Origin of the sequence: Parasphingomonas caseinilytica (assembly GCF_036663755.1) — a bacterium.
GTDB lineage: Bacteria > Pseudomonadota > Alphaproteobacteria > Sphingomonadales > Sphingomonadaceae > Sphingomonas.
Genome location: NZ_JAXOJL010000008.1, coordinates 101700 through 121557, shown reverse-complemented (window position 1 = coordinate 121557; position 19858 = coordinate 101700). Strand labels below are relative to the sequence as shown.

14 protein-coding genes are annotated in these 19858 nt (G+C 67.0%); 12 read left to right on the top strand and 2 right to left on the bottom strand.

What is annotated here, in order from left to right:
* The 4 genes from U1738_RS16175 to U1738_RS16160 are packed head-to-tail and all read left to right on the top strand — an operon-like array spanning window position 1 to window position 6521.
* Window positions 1-3102: an efflux RND transporter permease subunit gene (locus U1738_RS16175; RefSeq protein ID WP_332790079.1), complete on the top strand. Its 3102-nt coding sequence runs from the start codon at window positions 1-3 to the stop codon at window positions 3100-3102.
* Window positions 3099-4487, top strand: coding sequence for an efflux transporter outer membrane subunit (locus tag U1738_RS16170; RefSeq protein ID WP_332790078.1), 1389 nt, complete (start codon window positions 3099-3101; stop codon window positions 4485-4487). The genes U1738_RS16175 and U1738_RS16170 overlap by 4 nt, the downstream gene beginning before the upstream one ends.
* Window positions 4484-5158 (top strand): response regulator transcription factor, encoded by a 675-nt coding sequence (locus tag U1738_RS16165; RefSeq protein WP_332790077.1) that lies wholly within the window; start codon window positions 4484-4486, stop codon window positions 5156-5158. The genes U1738_RS16170 and U1738_RS16165 overlap by 4 nt, the downstream gene beginning before the upstream one ends.
* A 1-nt stretch (window position 5159) precedes the next feature.
* A complete protein-coding gene (locus U1738_RS16160) occupies window positions 5160-6521 on the top strand; it encodes a sensor histidine kinase (RefSeq protein ID WP_332790076.1) in 1362 nt (453 codons plus the stop codon).
* An 84-nt stretch (window positions 6522-6605) separates the two neighbouring features.
* Here U1738_RS16160 and U1738_RS16155 read toward each other — a convergent pair whose 3' ends face one another.
* Both U1738_RS16155 and U1738_RS16150 read right to left on the bottom strand, forming a co-directional pair.
* Window positions 6606-8948 (bottom strand): thiamine pyrophosphate-binding protein, encoded by a 2343-nt coding sequence (locus U1738_RS16155; protein WP_443027037.1) that lies wholly within the window; start codon window positions 8946-8948, stop codon window positions 6606-6608.
* A 62-nt stretch (window positions 8949-9010) separates the two neighbouring features.
* Entirely contained in the window at window positions 9011-9964 is a 954-nt protein-coding gene (locus tag U1738_RS16150) for a LysR family transcriptional regulator (protein WP_332790074.1), read from the bottom strand.
* A 152-nt stretch (window positions 9965-10116) separates the two neighbouring features.
* Here U1738_RS16150 and U1738_RS16145 point away from each other — a divergent pair, with 152 nt between their 5' ends.
* Genes U1738_RS16145 through U1738_RS16110 form a run of 8 tightly spaced genes read left to right on the top strand, consistent with a single transcriptional unit; the run spans window position 10117 to window position 19854 of the window.
* Window positions 10117-11343, top strand: coding sequence for an aromatic ring-hydroxylating oxygenase subunit alpha (locus U1738_RS16145; RefSeq protein ID WP_332790073.1), 1227 nt, complete (start codon window positions 10117-10119; stop codon window positions 11341-11343).
* Window positions 11340-12599: a cystathionine gamma-synthase family protein gene (locus U1738_RS16140; protein ID WP_332790072.1), complete on the top strand. Its 1260-nt coding sequence runs from the start codon at window positions 11340-11342 to the stop codon at window positions 12597-12599. Before U1738_RS16145 ends, U1738_RS16140 begins: the two co-directional genes overlap by 4 nt.
* Window positions 12599-14014 (top strand): FAD/NAD(P)-dependent oxidoreductase, encoded by a 1416-nt coding sequence (locus U1738_RS16135; RefSeq protein WP_332790071.1) that lies wholly within the window; start codon window positions 12599-12601, stop codon window positions 14012-14014. The genes U1738_RS16140 and U1738_RS16135 overlap by 1 nt, the downstream gene beginning before the upstream one ends.
* A complete protein-coding gene (locus U1738_RS16130) occupies window positions 14007-15167 on the top strand; it encodes an NAD(P)/FAD-dependent oxidoreductase (RefSeq protein ID WP_332790070.1) in 1161 nt (386 codons plus the stop codon). The genes U1738_RS16135 and U1738_RS16130 overlap by 8 nt, the downstream gene beginning before the upstream one ends.
* Window positions 15164-16420 carry a sarcosine oxidase subunit beta family protein gene (locus U1738_RS16125; RefSeq protein WP_332790069.1) on the top strand — a complete coding sequence of 419 codons (1257 nt, stop codon included), beginning with the start codon at window positions 15164-15166 and terminating at the stop codon, window positions 16418-16420. The genes U1738_RS16130 and U1738_RS16125 overlap by 4 nt, the downstream gene beginning before the upstream one ends.
* Window positions 16420-16671: a sarcosine oxidase subunit delta gene (locus U1738_RS16120; protein WP_332790068.1), complete on the top strand. Its 252-nt coding sequence runs from the start codon at window positions 16420-16422 to the stop codon at window positions 16669-16671. Before U1738_RS16125 ends, U1738_RS16120 begins: the two co-directional genes overlap by 1 nt.
* Window positions 16668-19430, top strand: coding sequence for a 2Fe-2S iron-sulfur cluster-binding protein (locus U1738_RS16115; RefSeq protein ID WP_332790067.1), 2763 nt, complete (start codon window positions 16668-16670; stop codon window positions 19428-19430). The genes U1738_RS16120 and U1738_RS16115 overlap by 4 nt, the downstream gene beginning before the upstream one ends.
* Window positions 19423-19854: a sarcosine oxidase subunit gamma gene (locus U1738_RS16110; RefSeq protein WP_332790066.1), complete on the top strand. Its 432-nt coding sequence runs from the start codon at window positions 19423-19425 to the stop codon at window positions 19852-19854. The genes U1738_RS16115 and U1738_RS16110 overlap by 8 nt, the downstream gene beginning before the upstream one ends.
* The last annotated feature ends 4 nt before the right edge of the window (window positions 19855-19858 follow it).

Genomic DNA, 19858 nt, shown 5'->3' with positions numbered 1-19858 from the left:
ATGCTGACCTGGCTGGTCCGTGCCGCGCTGACCCAACGCTTCCTCGTCCTCGCGATGGCGGGGCTGCTCGTCGTGCTCGGCATCCGCACCTCGACCGACGTACCGCTCGACGTATTCCCCGAATTCGCGCCACCGATCGTCGAGATCCAGACCGAGGCGCCGGGCCTGTCGACCGAAGAGGTCGAGAGCCTGATCACCGTCCCGATCGAGGTCGCGGTCAACGGCGTACCCGATCTTGCCACCTTGCGCTCGAAATCGGTGCTCGGCCTGTCATCGGTGACGATCCTGTTCGATCGCGGTACCGACGTGATCCGCGCACGCCAGCTGGTGCAGGAACGCGTGACGCAAGTGCAAGGCCGCCTGCCGGCAGCGGCACGGCCGCCGGTGATGCTGCCGCCCTTGTCGTCGACCAGCCGGGCGATGAAGATCGGTATCTCGTCGGCCAAGCTCGACCAGATGCAATTGTCCGAACTGGTGCGTTGGACGATCCGCCCGCGACTGATGGCGGTGCCCGGCGTCGCCAATATCGCGGTGTGGGGCCAGCGCGACCGTCAACTCCAGGTGCTGGCCGATCCGGATCGCCTGCGCGCCGCCGGCGTGACGCTCAACGAACTGCGCACCGCGGCGGGCGATGCGGTGCTGGTTGGCGGCGGCGGGTTCGTCGATACGCCCAATCAGCGGCTGGCCGTGCAACAGGCCGGTGCAGTCCAGAACTCGGACGATCTTGCGCGCACGGTCGTCAAGGTGGCGGGCGATGCCACAGTACGGATCGGCGACGTCGCGCGCGTGGTCGATGGCTATGCCGCACCGATCGGCAACGCGATCATCGACGACGGTCCCGGCATCATGCTGATCGTCGAGAAGCAGCCGACCGGCAACACGCTACAGCTGACGCGCGACGTCGAGGCGGCGATCGACGAACTCCGCCCCGGCCTCAAGCACGTCAAGATCGACACGACGATCTTCCGCCCCGCCACGTTCATCGAGAAGTCGATCGACAACCTCACCCGCGCCTTGATGATCGGCTGTCTGCTGGTCGCGATCATATTGTTCGTCTTCACCCGCGACTGGCGGCAGGCGACGATCAGCCTGGTGGCGATCCCGCTGTCGCTGTTGGGGGCCGGGCTCGTGCTGCTGTGGAGCGGCGCGACGATCAACACGATGGTCATCGCCGGGCTGGTCATCGCTCTGGGCGAAGTGGTCGACGACGCGATCATCGACGTCGAAAACATCGCCCGGCGGCTCAGGCTGAACCGTGAGGCGGGCAATCCGCGCTCGGCGTTCGACGTGGTGCTGTCGGCGTCGATCGAGGTGCGCTCGGCGGTGGTGTTCGCATCGCTGATCGTGATGCTGGTATTCCTGCCGATCTTCTTCCTGGGCGGCGTGGCTGGCACCTTCTTCCAGCCGCTCGCGATTGCATACGTGCTCGCGATCGGAATGTCGCTGCTCGTGGCCCTCGTCGTGACGCCGGCAATGTGCCTGTTCCTGCTGCCGGGCGCACCGATAAAGGACGAGCGCGACACGCGAGTCGTGGCTGCGCTGAAGCGGCACTATGCCTACGTGCTGCCGCGCCTGGTACAGCGTCCCGGCATCGCCATGGCCATCGTCGCGGCGGGCCTGATCTCGGCGGGAATCGGCTACGCCACGTTCAAGGATCAGTTCCTACCCGATTTCCGCGAGACCGATTTCCTGATGCATTGGGTCGAGAAGCCCGGCACCAGCATCGAGGCGATGGACCGCATCACGATCAAGGTGTCGAAGGAACTCCGCGCGATCCCGGGCGTGCGCAATTTCGGCGCGCATATCGGCCGTGCCGAAGCGGCGGACGAGGTGGTCGGACCGAACTTCACCGAACTCTGGATCAGCCTCGACGACAAAGCGGATTACGATGGCAGCGTCGCAAAGATCAAGGAGGTCATAGACGGCTATCCCGGGCTGTTCCGCGATGTGCTGACGTACCTGCGCGAGCGTATCAAAGAGGTTCTGACCGGTGCGGGCGCGAGCGTGGTCGTGCGCATCTTCGGCCCCGATCAGGTCGAGCTGCGCGCCTCGGCCGAACGGGTCAAGGCGCAGGTCTCGGGCATTGCAGGCGTCACCGATCTCAAGGTGGAGCAGCAGGTGCTGGTGCCGCAGATCCAGATTCGCCCGCGCGCCGCCGATCTTGCGACGTTCGGCCTGACCCCGGGCGAAGTCCGCCGCCAGGCACAGACGCTGATCGCGAGCCAGAAGGTCGGTGAGATCTACCACGACCAGAAGGCGTTCGACGTCGCCTTGTGGGGTGAACCAGCGGTACGTAGCGATCGCCATGCGCTCGCCGACCTGATGATCCAGGCACCGAGCGGTGCACCGGTCAGGCTGCGCGATGTCGCCGACGTCCGCATCGTCCCCGCTCCGAACGAGATCAAGCGCGAGAACGGGCAACGGCGCATCGACGTGACGATGAACGTGAAGGGCGCCGACCTGGGATCGGTCGCGCGCGGCGTCGAGGCGACAGTCGCGGGCATGACCTTTGCGCAAGGCTATCATCCGAAGGTGCTCGGCGAATATGCCGCGCTGAAGGAGTCGCGCCAGCGGCTGTGGAGTACCGGGTTGCTCTGCCTGATCGGCGTGCTGTTCCTCGTCTGGCTCGAATTCCGCTCGGGCCGGATCACCGCACTGGTCGGGCTCAGCCTGCCCTTCGCGCTGGTCGGCGGGGTGGCCGGCGTGGCGCTGACCGGCAGCGTGCTGTCACTTGGCTCGCTGGTCGGGTTCGTCACGGTGATCGGCATTTCGGCGCGCAACGGGATCATGCTGCTCTCGCATTACGATCACCTGCGCCGCGTCGAGGGCGAGGCGTTCGGCCCGGCGCTGATCCTGCGCGGGGCGGAGGAGCGGCTGGTGCCGATCCTGATGACCGCCGCCTGCGCGGGCCTCGCGCTGCTGCCGCTGATCGTTGCCGGGAACGCACCTGGGCATGAGATCGAGCATCCGATGGCGATCGTCATCCTGGGCGGGCTCGTGTCGTCGACCGTGCTCAATCTGTTCCTGATGCCGGCGCTGTATGCGCGCTTCGGCAAGGAACGTCCCGCACCTGATTCGCCGCTTGCAGGAGCGATTGCATGATCCGCCGCCTGATGCCGCTCGCCGCCTTGCTGGCGAGTGCCTGCATGACCGCCCCCGCCCCGCCGCCGACGATCGCTCCCCCAGCGACGATGGGACCGTTCGCCGGCCTGCAAACGGCCTCGATCGCGCCGGTGCCGGACGATTGGTGGAGGCTGTACGACGATCCGGTGCTCGACCGGTTGGTAAAGGCGAGCCTCGCCGCGAATGCCGACCTGCGCGTTGCTTTCGCCAATCTCGACGGGGCGCGGGCGGCCCTGTCGCAGGCCCGCGCCCTTCGCCTGCCGCAGACGACGATCGAGAGCGGGCTGACCGTCGATGGCACCGCCAGCCAGCCCAGCGCATCGTCCAACGTGCCGACCACCGATTACGACCTCGCGATCACGGGAAGCTGGGATGCCGACCTGTTCGGACGTCTGAGGTCGGGGGCGCTCGCCGCGCGCGCTGATGCCGACGCCAGCGCAGCCGCGCTCGATGGTGTCCGCGTCGCGGTCGCGGCCGACACCGTGCTCGCTTATGTCGATCTGTGCGGCGCGACGCAGGCCGCAGCGGTCTCGCGCAGCATCATCGCAGCGCAGGCGCACGCGGTCGAGTTGGTACGCGACCAGCTTGGCGCCGGCGAAGTCTCGCCGCTCGAAGTGTCGCAGGCGGCGACCTTATTGTCGTCGGCGCAGGCGACCCTGCCACCGTTCGAGGCGGCGCGCGCCAATGCGCTGTACCGGCTGGCGACGCTGCAGGGCCTCGCTCCAGCCACCGCGCGGGACTGGCGGATCGATTGCGCGCAGGTGCCGGTCCTGTCTGGCCGGTTACCCGTCGGCGATGGAGCGGCATTGCTGTTGCGTCGCCCCGACATCCGCGAGGCCGAGCGCCGCCTTGCCGCCGCCGCCGCGCGGATCGGCGTGGCGCGGGCCGATCTATATCCGCGGCTCAATCTCGGCGGCGCAGTCGGCCTGCTGACCGGAGGGCTGGTCGCGACCGCCTCTCCGCTCGTGTCCTGGGCGTTCCCCAACCAGGCCCCGGCGCGCGCGCGGCTTGAACAGGCGCGCGCCACCGAACGTACGGCTCTGGCCAGCTGGGACGTCGCCGTGCTGCGGGCGCTGCGCGAGGTGGAGTCCGCGCTGATCGCCCAGGATGCCGAAGCGCGGCGCAATCGCGCGCTGGTCGAAGCCGAACTGCAGGCCGAGGCCTATGCAAGACGCGCAGCGTCGCGCGTCCGGCTCGGCGATGCCGTGCCGTTACTGCGCATCGATGCCGAGCGCGCTTTTGCCTCGGCGCAGCTGCAGCGGGCGCAATCCGATCTGTTACGCGCACAGGGCCAGGTCGCTTTGTTCCGCGCGCTTGGTGGCGGGTGGCAGCAGCCACCGAATACGCTACGATCGACCCCATGAGAATTCTGATCGTCGAGGACGATGCCGCAACCCGTGACTTCGTGATGCGCGGCTTGACCGAGGCCGGGCACCATGTCGTCGGTGCCATCGACGGGCGGGAGGGGCTGTTCCTCGCCACAGACGGTGCGTTCGATGCGATCGTCGTCGATCGCATGTTGCCGGGGATCGATGGTCTCGCGCTGGTGCGCATGCTGCGCGCGGGTGGGGATACCACGCCGATGCTGCTGCTCACCGCGATGGGCAGCATCGAAGACCGGGTCGAAGGCCTGGAGGGCGGCGCGGACGATTATCTCGTCAAGCCGTTCGCCTTTTCCGAACTCGCAGCGCGGATCAACGCGCTCGGCCGCCGTCCCGCGCCGCAGGCCGAGCCCAACCGGTTGAACGTCGGCGATATAGAGTTGGAATTCGAACGCCGCACCGTGAAGCGCGCCGGCCGCCGCATCGCGCTGCAGCCGCGCGAATTCGCCTTGCTTGCCGAATTGATGCGCAATCCGCAGCGCGTGATGACCCGCACCATGCTGCTCGAGCGTGTCTGGGATTTCGATTTCGATCCCAAGACGAATATCGTCGAGACGCATCTCAGCCGGTTGCGCTCGAAGCTCAATGCGCATTTTGACGAGGACGCGATCGAGACGATCCGAGGCGCGGGCTATATGATCCGGGGCGGCTGACGTGACCGCGCGCATGACACGCTTATGGCGCTCCACGTTCGGGCTGGCGGCGATCGTCAGCGTTTTACTCGCGCTCGCCACGCTGGCGATCGGTGGCGCTGCCTACAGGCTTACGCACGAGGCGCTGGAGGAACAGCTCGATCACCGCGCCGCGACCGAGACGCGCGCCTTGATGGCCGAACCCGGGTCGGATCGGCTCGCCGCGCTCGCCACCGCGATCCGGCGGCGCGAGGCGGGCGCGCAGATCGACCATCTCGGTTACATCCTGGTGGATCGCGACGGTCGGCGCATCGCCGGTACGCTCGACGCAGAAGCACCGGCCACGCTCGGCTACGAGGAATTCCTGCACAAAACCAACGGTCGGATCGCGCAGTCGCTAACCAGCGCAGTGCCGGGCGGCGGGCGGCTGGTGGTCGCCGCCGACCGCGCCGCGCTGGGCGATACCGACCGCGACCTGCTGATGCTGTTCGCGGTCGCGTTTGGCGCGATGCTGTTGCTCGGCGCCGGCGGGGCGTGGACGGTTGGCGCGGTTACCGCGTCGCGGCTCAACCGCATCGACCGGGCCGCACTGGCGATCATCGGCGGCGACCTGCAACGGCGCATGCCGGTCGACGGATCGGGCAGCGAGTTCGACCGCGTCTCCGCCACGCTCAACCGCATGCTCGACCGGATCGGCGCATTGATGGACAATCTGCGCCAGGTGTCGAGCGATGTGGCGCACGACCTGCGGACGCCGCTGACCCGGCTCAGCCACCGGCTCGACGACGCAATCGCCGCAGGCGAAGGCAGCGCGCGCGAAACGGCGATTGCCGCTGCGGCCACGCAAGCCGAGGAACTGCTCGAGATTTTCGCCGCGCTGCTGCGCATCTCCGAAGTCGAGGCGATGGGGGTGCGACGCCATTTCAAACAGGTGCGTCTGGGCGATGTGCTGAGCGATTTGCTGGACACCTATCGCCCGGATGCCGAGGCGGGTGGCCATACGTTGATCGATGCGCTTGATCGCGATGTCGTCCTGAACGGCGACCGTCGTCTGCTGCAGCAGCTCGCCAGTAACCTCCTCGACAATGCCCTGCAGCACACCCCGCGCGGCACCACGATCACGGTAACGCTCCGCTCAGATCAGGGGAAAGTCATTCTGATCGTCGCCGATGACGGGCCGGGTGTCGATGAAGACGATGCGGCGCGGCTCTTTCAGCGCTTCAGCCGTTCGGAACGCAGCCGTTCGACAGATGGGCATGGACTTGGTCTGGCGCTGGTGCAGGCAATCGCTACCGCGCATCACGGCCGCGCGCGCTTACTCCCGGCTCCAGGTTTCGCGATCGAAACACTGCTCGCGGACATACATTCTGACAAGAGCAACTGACTCCATGGATCGATGGCACGTTATTTCGTGTCACCGCTCCATTCGTGTCATTCGGTAATCAGTCGTAATCCGCAACTCGGCTAATCAAAGAAACAGTTCGGCGACCGCGTCGATGATTGCGTCGGTGTCGAGGCGATAGCGGCGATACAAATCGGGCAGGTCGCCGGTCTGGCCGAAGCGGTCGGTGCCGAGTGGGCTGACCCGCATGCCGCGCACGCCGCCGAGCCAGGACAATGTCGACGGCGCGCCGTCGATGATCGTCACCAGCCCCGCACCGGGCGCCAGCGCCTCCAACAGCGTTTCGACATGGCTTGGTCCAGGCGCGCCACCGGTCCAGCGCCGCGCCTGCCGGGCCGACCAGTCGCGGTGGAGCAGATCGGGCGACGTCACCATCAGCAGGCCGAGGCCGGGCAGATCCTCCGCCAGTTCGTCCCGCGCCGCCAGGACTTCGGGCGTGATGGCACCGGTGAAGACGATCGCGGCATCGCACGCCCCGCTCGGGCGTTGCAGCCAATAGCCTCCCTTCAGCATGTCCGCTTGCCAGGCGTCGTCGGTCCGCGCGATCTGGGGGATCGTTCGGGTCGTGAGGCGGAGATAGACCGATCCGCCAGCATCGTCCTGCATGTGCGCGAAAGCCCAGCGCATGATCAGCGCGAGTTCGTCGGCAAAGGCCGGTTCGAAATAGGTCAGGCCGGGTTGCCCGATGCCGATCAGCGGCGAGTTGATCGACTGGTGCGCGCCGCCCTCCGGCCCCAACGTCAACCCCGCCGGCGTGGCGACGAGCAGAAACCGCGCATCCTGATAACAGGCATAATTCAGCGCATCGAGCCCGCGCGCGATGAAGGGATCGTAGACCGTGCCGATCGGCATCAGCCGCGTGCCGAACAACGGCGCGGCGAGGCCGAGCGCGGCCAGCATCAGGAACAGATTGTTCTCCGCAATGCCGAGTTCGATATGCTGTCCGGCGCCATGCCCGGCCCATTTCTGCGCGGTGGGGATCCGCGCCTTGGAAAAGACGTCGGCCATTTCCTGCCGGCGGAACAGCCCGCGCTGGTTCACGAACGCGCCGAGATTGGTCGAGACCGTGACGTCCGGCGACGTGGTCACGATCCGGTCGGCGAGCGGATGGCCGGATTTGGCGAGATCGAGCAGGATGCGCCCGAACGCGGCCTGCGTGGACAGTTCGTCGCCATCGGGCACCGGCAACAGATCTGGCACCGGCACGGCCATGACGGGCGGCTTGACCGGCGGCGAGGCCAGCGCGCTCGCCTCGATCAGCGCCCTGGCTTGCGCCGCGACATTCGCGCCCATGCCGCCATAAGGCAGCCATTCGTCACCGGCAGCGATGCCGAGGCGATCGCGCAGCCCCTCGATCTGGCCCGGGTTCATCAGGCCGGAATGATTGTCCTTATGGCCGGCGAACGGCAGGCCGTAGCCCTTGACGGTATAGGCGATGAACAGCGTCGGCCGGTCGTCATCGGCGCGGGCGAAGGCATCGAGCAAAGTCTCGATGCAATGCCCGCCGAGATTGGTCATCAGCGATGCCAGCGCCTCGTCGTCCAGCTCTGCGATCAGGTTCAGCGTTTCGGGCGATCCGCCAAGGTCCGCCGTCAGTCGCTCGCGCCATGCCGTCCCGCCCTGATAGGTCAGCGCGGCGAATTCGGCATTCGGGCATTCGTCGATCCACGTCTCCAGCGCCTTGCCGCCCGGCAGGGCGAACGCCGCTTGCTGCCGCCGGCCATGCTTCAGCGTCTCGACCCGCCAGCCGCAGGTTTCGAAGATGTCGTCGAAGCGGCGAAACATGCGATCGGCCGTAGTGCTGTCGAGCGACTGGCGGTTGTAATCCACGATCCACCAGCAATTGCGGATATCGTGCTTGTACGCCTCGATCAGGCATTCGTAGATATTGCCCTCGTCCAGTTCGGCATCGCCCATCAGCGCGATCATGCGGCCGGCATCGGCCTCGGACAGATCGCCATGCGCGATGAGGTAATCCTGGATCAGGCTGGCAAAGGCGGTGATCGCGACGCCGAGGCCGACCGAGCCGGTCGAGAAATCGACCGGAATGCTGTCCTTCGTGCGGCTGGGATAGCTTTGCGCGCCGCCAAGGCTGCGATAGCGTTGCAACGCGTCCAAACTCTGCTGGCCGAGCAGATAATGGATCGCATGCAGCACCGGCCCGGCATGCGGCTTGACCGCAACCTTGTCGCCGGGCCGAAGCGCGCCGAAATATAGCGCGGTCATGATCGCGGTGATCGAGGCGCAGCTCGCCTGATGGCCACCGACCTTCAGCCCGTCCCGACTCTCGCGCAGATGGTTGGCATTATGGATCGTCCAGGACGACAGCCAGCGCAGCCGCGTCTCGATCGCTTCCAGAATCGCCACCAGGGCCGGGTCTGCATCCGATTTCGGGGAAGATTTCATCATGTCCATCCGGCATGGATAGAACTTCGCCAATCCCAAGCGAAATCAATTTCGGCATAAGCGACTTACGTCAGGTCATCGCCGACGATCGTCGCCCGCCGCGCGACGAACTGCGCGATCAGCCAGCTGCGGAACAGCGCGATCGACGGATCGGACAGATCCTCGGGCCGAAGCTTCAGATAATAGCCATAGCCGTCCTCGATCGCCGCATCATACGGCACGACCAGCTTGCCGGCGGCGATTTCGGACGAAAACATATCGACATCGGCCAGTGCCACGCCATCCGCATGCATCGCATATCCCACCGCGAGCGAGGCCGTGTCGAACGCCAGCCCGCGGCTGGCATCCAGATCGATGCGCGATTGCCGCGCGAACGTGCTCCACAACAACCCGCGCGGTTCGCCCGCCAGTGTGACGTGCAGCAGATCGTTGTCGACGAGAAAATCCTCCAGCGACTTTCCGGTATTCGCGCGGGCCACCTCGGGCGAGCACATCGGCGCGACGCGGACCATCCACAGCAGATCGGTAACGCGATCGTCGATATTGGGCCTGTCGAACACGATCGCCATGTCGGTCTCGTTGCTCGGCAGCCCGGTGACCGAGGAACTCGATATGTCGATCCTGATATCGGGATATTCGGTGTGGAACGCGCGCAGCATCGGCATCACGACATGCTGGAGCAGCGATGGCGGAATATGGATGCGGATCGGCCGGCTCGCATCGGGATTGGTGCTGATGGCATTCATCGTCTGTTCGAGCCGGTCGAACGAACGGCGCACCTCCGGCAGCAGCGACAGGCCCGCCGCGGTGAGTGCGAGCTTCTGGCCGGAGCGATCGAACAGCTTCTGCCCCAGCAATTCTTCCAGGCTGATGATATGCCGGCTGACCGCGCTCTGCGACACGTTCAGCGCCTGCGCACCTGCCGTGAAGCTCAGCCTTTGTCCGACCGCATCGAACGCACGCAAGGCGTTCAGGGGAAGCCAACGGCGATTGACGGCCTTACCGCGTGTTATCGTCAATCTCCCACCCCATGACTATTTACGATACCAACCGCGTTTTTCTATCTGACGCAACCGTTTGTCGAACGCCTTGTCGGACTTGCAGATTTTCACATGCCGTCATGCGCAAATGCGATTTTCCGCATGCGATGTCATCATGCACACCCGGTCCGATGAACAGTTTGGAACAAACTCTGGATCTGGGCAGAATATCGGCGCTGCTGCGCGATCGTCCGATCGGCCATTCGCTGCCTCAAGGCCTGTATAACGACGCCGCGACGTTCGATTTCGATCTGGCGGCGATTTTCGGCCAGCATTGGCTGCTCGCCGGGTTCGAGGTGGAGGTGCGCCGGCCCGGGGATTATCTGTCGTTCATGATCGGGCGTTGGCCGGTGCTGGTGGTGCGCGGCCGCGACGGCGCGCTGCGGGGTTTTCACAATAGTTGCCGTCATCGCGGATCGATCCTGTGCGCGCCCGGCAGCGGCAATTCCCCGCGCCTCACCTGCCCTTATCACCGCTGGACGTACGGGCTGGACGGTCGCCTGCTCGCGGCGGGAAAGATGCCGGACGGCTTCGACAAGGAAGCCTATCCGCTGGGGCAGGTGCATCTGGAGACGATTGCCGGCGCGATCTTCATCTGCCTCGCCGAAACGCCGCCCGACATCGCGACTCTGCGCGCCGAACTCACGCCGTTGCTGGCGCCGCACGATCTGCTCCGCGCCAAGGTGGCGCACAAGGCGGTGTTGGTCGAACAGGCGAACTGGAAGCTGGTGATGGAGAATGGGCGGGAATGCTACCATTGCGCCAGCGGCCATCCCGAATTGTCCCACACCTTCCCGATCGGCGCGTCGGAATATTTCGATCTGGAGGCGGAAAGCGCCAAGGTCTTCGAGGCGCGCATGAGCGATCTCGGCCTTCCGAGCGGGCCGGTGGGCGAGGATTGGTGGCAGGCGGTACGCTTCGCACTGAACCCCGGCACGGTCGCGATGACGACCAGCGGGGAGTTCGCGGTCGACAAACTGATGTGCGATGTCGGCGGGGGCGATACGGGATCGCTGCGCTGGGCGATCGAGCCGAACAATTTCTGCCATTCGACATCGGAATACACCTTCGCCTTCAACGCGATGCCGGTATCGCCGACCGAGACGCACGTCGTCTCGACCTGGCTGGTGCATGAGGATGCGGTGGAGGGCGTGGATTACGACGTCGAGACGCTGACGCATCTGTGGACGCAGACCAATGCCCAGGACAAGGATTTCGCTGAGAACAACCAGATCGGCGTGAATTCGCCGGGCTATCGGCCCGGGCCGTACAACCCGACCGCGGAATCGCTCACGCTCCGGTTCGTCGATTGGTATTGTGCGCGGGCAGGCGATTATATCGATCGCACTGCCGCATGAAGAAGGACGACATGACCGGCTGGCATCCCGAGACGCTCGCGGTACGCGCCGGCTACGATCCCGCCAGTGCATCGAACGCGGCCAAGCCGCCGATCTACATGACCTCGACTTTCGCTTATGCCTCGGCGCGGCAGGCGAAGGATATCCACGAGGCCTATTTCGACGGTACCGGTCCGGAAGTCGGCCGGCCGGGGCACATCTATTCGCGGCTCGGCCATCCCAATCTCGACATGGTGGAACAGCGGCTTGCCGCGCTCGACGGCGCGGAAGGCGCGGCGGTGTTCAACAGCGGCATGGCAACGCACTGCGCGATCGCGCTCGCCCATCTGCGGCCGGGCGACAGCATGGTGTTCAGCCGGCCGATCTATGGCGGCACCAACGGCCTCTACACCAATTTCATGCCGGGCTTCGGCGTGCATCACGCCGAGTTCGCCGACGGATGCGACCGTGCGAATGTCGAGGCGGCGGTGGATACGGCGCTGGCCGCCGGGCCGCTGAAGCTGATCGTGATCGAAAGCCCGGCCAATCCCACCGCCGCGATCGTCGATATCGCGATGATCGTGGCGATCGCCGATGCGGTCGGCGCGCGCACCGGGCTGCGCCCGCTAGTGGTGGTCGACAACACCCTGCTGGGGCCGATGATGCAGCGCCCGATCGAACTCGGCGCGGACCTGTGCATGACCAGCCTGACGAAATATTGCGGCGGGCATAGCGACCTGCTGGCCGGTGGCGTTTCGGGCAGCGAGGCGCTGGTGATGCCCCTGCGGCTGTTGCGCACGACGCTGGGCAGCCATCTCGATCCCTATACGAGCTGGCTGGTGCTGCGATCGATGGAAACGCTGCACCTGCGGGTCGAACGCGCGATGGACAATGCCCGCCGGGTCGCCGAATTCCTGCGCGCGTCCCCCAAGGTGGCGGGCATCACCTATCTCGGCTTCCTGGCCGAAGGAAGGCCGGAGCGCGCGGTCTACGACCGGCAGTGCAAGGCGGCGGGATCGACCTTTTCCTTTGCCGTGATAGGTGGCGAGCCGGAGGCGTTCCGCTTTCTCGATGCGCTAAAGCTGCTGCGCTTCGCGGTCAGCCTGGGTGGATCGGAGACGCTGATCACGCACCCGGCGACGACGACGCATTATGCCATTGCGGCGCAGGAACGCGCAGCAGGCGGCATCACCGATGCGACGCTGCGCCTGTCGGTCGGCATCGAACATGCCGACGATCTGATCGCGGACTTGGCGCAGGCGCTGGACGCGATCTGATGGTCACGGACGTTCACGCGCTCGACGGGAAGATTCCCGGGCCGGAAAGCCGCTTCGACGTGGTGGTCGTGGGCGCAGGACCGGCCGGCACGGCGGCAGCAATCGCCGCCGCGCACGGCGGGGCCAGCGTCCTGCTGATCGATGAGCATCCGGTGCCCGGTGCGCTGATCGGCACCGACGTGCCCTATCATTTCGGCGGGCGTGCGACGGCGGCGGTGCAGCAGCCGGCGCGTATGCTGGAACAGGTCTTCGCCGCCAATCCGGCGCTCGAACAGGCGTTCGAGGCTGGCGTTGATGTGCGGCTGGGAACGATTGCCTGGGGCCTGTACGTGAACGGCCCGGCAATGCGCGCCCTGCCCGAACCTCTGCTCGGCATTGCCGATGGCGAAAGCGCGGCGATGATCGGCTTCGACCGTCTCGTACTGGCGACGGGCGCTCGCGACGTGGTGCTGGGCTTTGCCGGCTGGGACCAGCCCGGCGTGATGGGCGCGCAGGGCTTTGCGGCATTGCTGACGCGCTACGATGCCTTGGCGAGCCGCCGGGTGGTGATCGTGGGCAGCGACCGGATCGGTCTGGAAACCGCGCTGCTGGCGGTTCGGCATGGCATCGAAGTGGCGGGAATCGTTGAAATTGCCGACATGGTGCAGGGGCCGGCGGACCTTGCCGATGCGGTCGCGGCGGCGGGCATCGCGATACATCTCGGCGCGACGATCGCGCGGGCCGAGGGCGGGATCGACGGCGTCGAGCGCGCGATTCTCTCACCACTGGCGGGTGGCGAAGCGTTCACGTTGGCGTGCGACACGGTCGTCCTCGCCATCGGCACGATCCCGGCGACCGAATTGCTGCTCGCGGCGGATGCCGCGCCGGGCGACCTCATCACGCTGGTCGGCGATTGTGCCGACCACACGCCCCCTGCGCCGGATCGCTTGCAGTCCTGGGCAATTGCGCTCGGCGCGCACGCGCCGGCGGACACGATCGTCTGCCAATGCGAGGACGTGACCCGCGCCGACCTGCTCGGGGTTCAGCCGCCCCATTATCTCCACCGCCCCGCACGGATGACCGCACGATCGCTCGCCTCGTTGCGGAACGACGGCCCGGCCCATCCCGACCAGATCAAGCGCCTCACCCGCGCCGGCATGGGGCAATGCCAGGGCCGCCGGTGCCGCGAACAGGTCCGTTGCCTGCTGGCCGAGGCCGATGGCGTGCCGGTCGATCGCGTGCCGGTCGCCAGCTTTCGCGCTCCGGTTCGGCCGGTGCCGCTCGGCATCCTCGCCGACTGGCAGGAACGGGCGGATATGGCCGCCGGCTGGGACGTGTGGTTCGGCATCCCGACGCAGTGGACGCCCTATGCCGTGATCGGCACGCCGGAAGAGGCGGAGATCGTCGCCGGCCTGGGCGGCAACATGCATGTCTGAGGCGGGCCTGCCCAAGGGTGCACAGGTCGTGGTGATCGGCGCGGGCGTCACCGGGCTGAGCGCGGCGTGGTGGCTGGCGCGATCCGGCATCGACGTCGTGGTGATCGACAAGGGGATCGTCGGCTGGGAAGCGTCGGGCCGCAACGGCGGCGGCGCCTCGCATTACCAGAGCCCGCTGTTCGCCGAGGAACAGCGGATGTGGCCGCAGATGGACGAGCTGCTCGGCTATCCGACCGAATACGCCCGGGAGCGGATCATCGTACAGCGCGATCCCGCTTTGCTCGATCATTACCGCGCGGTCGGGCGGATGTGCACCGCGATGGGCTACCGCGTCGACGATCTCGATTCGAAACAGGCGCAGGAGATGGTGCCGCTGACCGACGAGACCTGCCTCGGCGGCATCCATCTGCGCTTCGGCGGGCACGCCAATCCGCAGCGCACGGTGCAGGCCTATGCCTGGGCCTTGCAGGATCTGGGCGGGCGGGTGCTGCAACATTGCCCGGTTATTGAAATCGAGACCGAGGGCGGTCGCGCCAGCGCGGTCGTCACGCCGCGCGGGCGCATCGCGTGCGATGCGCTGGTCGTCGCGGCGGGTCCGCAGACCCAGGCTTTGGTCGCGCCGCTCGGTATCGATTTCCCGCTGGCGGCGGCGCGCGCGGAGATGATCGTCACCGAACCCGCACCGCTGATGCCGATCGGCGGCGTGGACGGCAACGGGCTGTACGGCCGCCAGACGCTGCGCGGCAACCTCGCCTTCGGCGGCGGCCCGCACGAATGGATCACAACCGCGGCGGAAGGCCCGCCGGGCCGCCCGACCTCCCCGCTGGTGCGCAACCTGGCGCGGCGCGTGGCGGAGATGTTTCCGAAAGCGGCGGGGTTGAACGTCATCCGCTCCTGGGCCGGGGTGATCGAGAACACACCGGATGGCCGCCCGATCCTCGATCGTCCCGCCGACCCCGGCAACGTCACCGTGGCGACGATGTCGGGCGTCGGCTTCGGCCTGTCGCCGGCCAGTGGCCATGCGATCCGCGATCTGGTGATCGACGGCACCTGTTCCTTCGCCGAAATCTCCAAGCTCGGCCTGGCGCGCTTCGCCGGCCTCGAACCCGACTGGCGCGAACGGCGCGGCTGGGCTGCGGAGCATGCGGCATGAAGCGCTATTCGGCGCTGGCGCTGCTCAAGGCCGGGCTCAACGGACAGCGCGGCTGGGATCGGGCGTGGCGCGACCCTGCGCCGAAATCGCAATACGACGTCATCGTCATCGGCGGCGGCGGGCACGGCCTGTCCACGGCCTATTACCTCGCCAAGGTCCACGGCATCCGCAACGTCGCGGTGCTGGAAAAGGGCTGGATCGGCGGGGGAAATACCGGTCGCAACACCACCATCGTGCGCTCCAACTACCGCCAGAAACCGCTGCACGATCTGTTCGAATTCTCGCTGAAACTGTGGGAGGGGATGAGCGACGAACTGAACTACAATGTGATGTTCTCGCCGCGTGGCGCGCTGTTTCTCGGCCATTCGGACAGCGACATGACGCAGCTTGCCCAGCGTGGCGATGCGCTGCGCTGTTCGGGCATCGATGCCGATCTGCTGGACAAGGCGGCGGTGCGCAGGCTCGTACCGCTGCTCGACATGTCGGAGAACGCACGCTTTCCGATTCACGGTGGGCTGATCCAGAAGCGTGGCGGCACCGCGCGGCACGATGCGGTAGCCTGGGGCTATGCCCGCGCCGCCGATGCGCTGGGCGTCGATGTTATCCAGAATTGCGAAGTCACCGGATTCACGATGGCCGGAGGGCGCGTCACCGGGGTGCGGACCACGCGCGGCGATATCGGCGCGGGCCGTGTCGGCATCTGCGTCGCGGGCAATAGCGGACCCGTGGCCGCGATGGCGGGGATCAAATTGCCGATCGAAGCGCAGACGCTGCAGGCGTTCGTCACCGAACCGGTCAAGCCGATGATCGACACGGTCATCATGTCGCAATCGCTGCATTGCTATATCAGCCAGTCGGACAAGGGCGGCATCGTGCTGGGCGGCGACCCCGACCAGTTTCCGAGCTATGCGCAACGCGGCCTGCCGGTGCGGATCGAGAAGGCGGCGGCCGAGGCGATCGCCCTTGTTCCGGCGCTGTCGCGGCTCCGCATGGTGCGCTGCTGGTCGGGCACGACCGATATGAGCTTCGACGGATCGCCGATCATCTCCGCGCTGCCGGTGGACGGCCTCTTCCTCAACGGCGGCTGGTGTTATGGCGGGTTCAAGGCGACCCCGGCCTCGGGCTGGGCTTATGCGCAATTGCTGGCGAGCGGGCAGAGCCATCCGCTCGCCGCGCCATTCGCCTTCGACCGTTTCGCGCGCGGCGCGACGATCGACGAAGCGGGGGTCGGCTTCATGCCGCAGCTGCGCTGATGATGCGGATCGATTGCCCATATTGCGGCGCGCGCGCGCAGGCCGAATTCACCTACGAGCGCACGCTCGATTCGATCGTGACGCTCGGCATGCCAGCGGAGGAGGCGATGGGGCGGCTGTACGCGCGGGCCAATCCGCGGGGGCTGGACGACGAATTGTGGCGGCATTCCTATGGTTGCCGGCAATGGATCGTGCTGCGCCGGCATCGCCAGACGCACGAGATCGTCTCGGTCGCGGACTATGTTCCATGAGCGGGCCTTCCCGGATCGGTGGCGATCGAGGCCAGTTGCGCTTCACCTTCGACGGGCAGACGATGCTGGCGCGCGAGGGCGATACGCTGGCCGCCGCCTTGCTCGCCAACGGCGTGTCGCTGGTCGCCCGCAGTTTCAAATACCACCGCCCGCGCGGCATCATGAGCGCAGGGATCGAGGAACCCAACGCCCTGGTCACGGTGGGCGAAGGCGGCCGCACCGAGCCCAACACGCGCGCAACCGATGTCTTCGTCTATGACGGACTGGTCGCCCGCAGCCAGAATGCGTGGCCGTCGCTGGCCTTCGATATCGGCGCGGTGAACGGGCTGGTCTCGCGCTTCCTGCCAGCCGGCTTCTATTACAAGACCTTCTTCGGCCCGCCCTCGCGCTGGATGCTGTACGAGAAGGTCATCCGCCGCGCGGCCGGGCTGGGCAAGGCACCGACAGAGGCCGACCCCGATCGATTCGAACATCGCAGCGCCTTCTGCGAAACGCTCGTGGTGGGTGGAGGAATGGCGGGCATTTCGGCGGCGCTCGACGCTGCGCGGAATGGTGGCCGGGTGATATTGGTCGAGCAGGATGCGATCCTGGGGGGCAGCGCTTGGCAGGATGGCGTCGCCATCGAGCGCGCCGCGCTGGCCGACGCGGGAGTGCGCGTGTTGCTGCGCACGACGGCCTCGGGCGTATGGGATCACGGCTTCGTCACCCTGGCCGAGCGCATCGCCGAACCGGGCCAGCCCCCAGCCCCCGGCCTACCGGCCCAGCGGCTGTGGCATGTGCGGGCCGACCGGATCATCCTGGCGACCGGCGCGATCGAGCGGCCATTGACCTTTGCGGGTAACGATCGCCCCGGCGTGATGCTGGCCGGCGCGGTGCGGGACTATATTCGGCGGCACGACGTGCTGCCGGGTCGCCGCGTGGTGATCGCGACCAACAATGACGACGCTTATCGCACCGCCGATGCCGTCGCCGAAGCGGGTGGCGATGTCGTCGCGATTCTGGATTCGCGGCCTGAACTGAGCGCCGTCGCAGCGAAAACGCGGTTTGCGGTCTTCACCAATGCTTTTCCACTGGAAGCCAAAGGCGGCGCCAAGGGCCTGACGAGCGTCGAAGCGGATATCTGGACGGAAAAATTCAGTTACGATGCCGATCTGCTCGCCATGTCGGGCGGATTCACCCCGACCATCCACCTGCACAGCCAGGCCGGCGGCAAGCTCGACTGGCGCGCGGATATCCAGGCGTTCGTGCCCGGTGCCGGACCGGACTGGATCGCCAGTGTCGGCGCGGCGGCGGGCGATGTCGCGGCGATCGCGCCGACGCAAGCCGACCTGCCCGATCCCAAGCACAGTTTCATCGATTTCCAGAACGACGTGACGGCGTCCGACGTCGATCTCGCCTGGACCGAGGGCTATCGCTCGGTCGAGCATCTCAAGCGCTACACCACGCTCGGTATGGCGACCGACCAGGGCAAGACCAGCAACATGGCGGCCCTGTCGCGGCTGGCCGGGGCGGCGGGGGTGACGATTCCCCAGGCCGGGCTGACGACGTTCCGCCCGCCCTACACGCCGCTGACGCTGGGCACGCTGGCCGGGGCGGATGGCGGCGGGCATGCCGCGCCGAACCGGCGGCTCGCACTGTACGACCGGCATCAGCGGCTCGCCCCCCTGTGGCAGCCGCTCGGCCTGTGGCACCGGCCCCGCGCCTATCCGATCGGGCAGGAAACATTGCATCAGGCGGCCATGCGCGAGGCGCGGGCGGTGCGCACCACTGCCGGGATCGTCGATGTCTCGACATTGGGCAAGTTCGCGGTGAAGGGGCCGGACGCCGCCGCCCTGCTCGAGATCGTCTGCGCCACGGGCATCGCCAAGCTGGCGGTCGGGCGCGGGCGCTACACCTTCATGTTGCGCGAAGACGGCATGGTGATGGACGACGGCACGGTCTGGCGGCTGGACGAAACCGACTATCTGCTGACCAGTTCGACCGGCGGCGCGGAACGGATGGAAGCGCATCTGTCCTATTGCCACCGAGTGCTCGCGCCGCACCTCAGGGTCTCGATCGTCGGGCAGCAGGAGCATTTTGCCGGAATCGCCCTGGCCGGACCTTCCGCGCGGGAGATATTGGGGGCGCTCACCGGGATCGAAACGCCGGCGCATATGGGGCTGGTGCAGGCGACGATCGCGGGGGTCGCGGTGTTGGTGCTGGCCGCCAGCTATAGCGGGGAACGCGCGTTCGAAGTCTATGCGCGCGGGCACGATGCCGGTCCGGTATGGGCGGCGCTGGAAGACGCGGTGCGGGCCGCGGGCGGCTGCCCTTACGGGCTGGAAGCGCTGGAATTCCTGCGCATCGAAAAAGGCCATGTCGTGATCGGTGCCGAGGCGGATGGACGCACCACGCCGCACGATCTGGGCATGGCGAAGATGGTGCGCAAGGCGGGCGGGTTCGTCGGGGCGCAGGGGCTTGCGCGCCCGGCTCTAGCCATGCCGGATCGCTGCCAACTCGTCGGGCTGGTGTCCGACGATGCGATCCCCGAGGGCGCGATGCTCGTCGCGCACGCGGGCGCTGCGGTCGAGGGGCATGTGACGTCCGCAGGGCCGCGCGTCCTCGAAGCGGGATCGGTCGCTTTGGCCTTGCTCGCAGGCGGCACGGCGCGGCTGGGCGAGACGCTCATCGCCACATCGCCGACGCGCGGGCAGGACGCGAGGGTGATCGTCACCGCGCCAATGTTCTACGATGCGGAAGGCACGCGTTACCGTGATTGACGCCCGGATCACCTTCGCGCCGGCCGGCGATCTCGTGTCGCTCGATCTGTGGGAGGGCGACCTGCCCGATCTCGCCAATGTGCGCGCGCTGCAAGTCGAACCGCGCCGCTGGTGGCTGGTCGATTCCGGCGCGGCTTTGTCCACGATCGCCGCGCAAATAGGTGATCGCGGTGCGCTGACGGCGTTCGGCGGCGGGTTCGTAAGTGCGACGATCACCGGCGACTGGCGCACGTTATTGTCGATCAGCAGTTTGATCGACACGGACGCGCCCGCTCTGGCCGTCGGCAGCGTCACGAGCACGGTGATCCACCATGTTCCGGTGCGCATCGCGGTGATCGCAGAGGAAACGTGCCGGCTATTCTACGCGGCGAGCTATGCCGCTACGTTGGAAGAGCTTTGGCTGGGGGCGGTTTCGGGGGGATGACGGG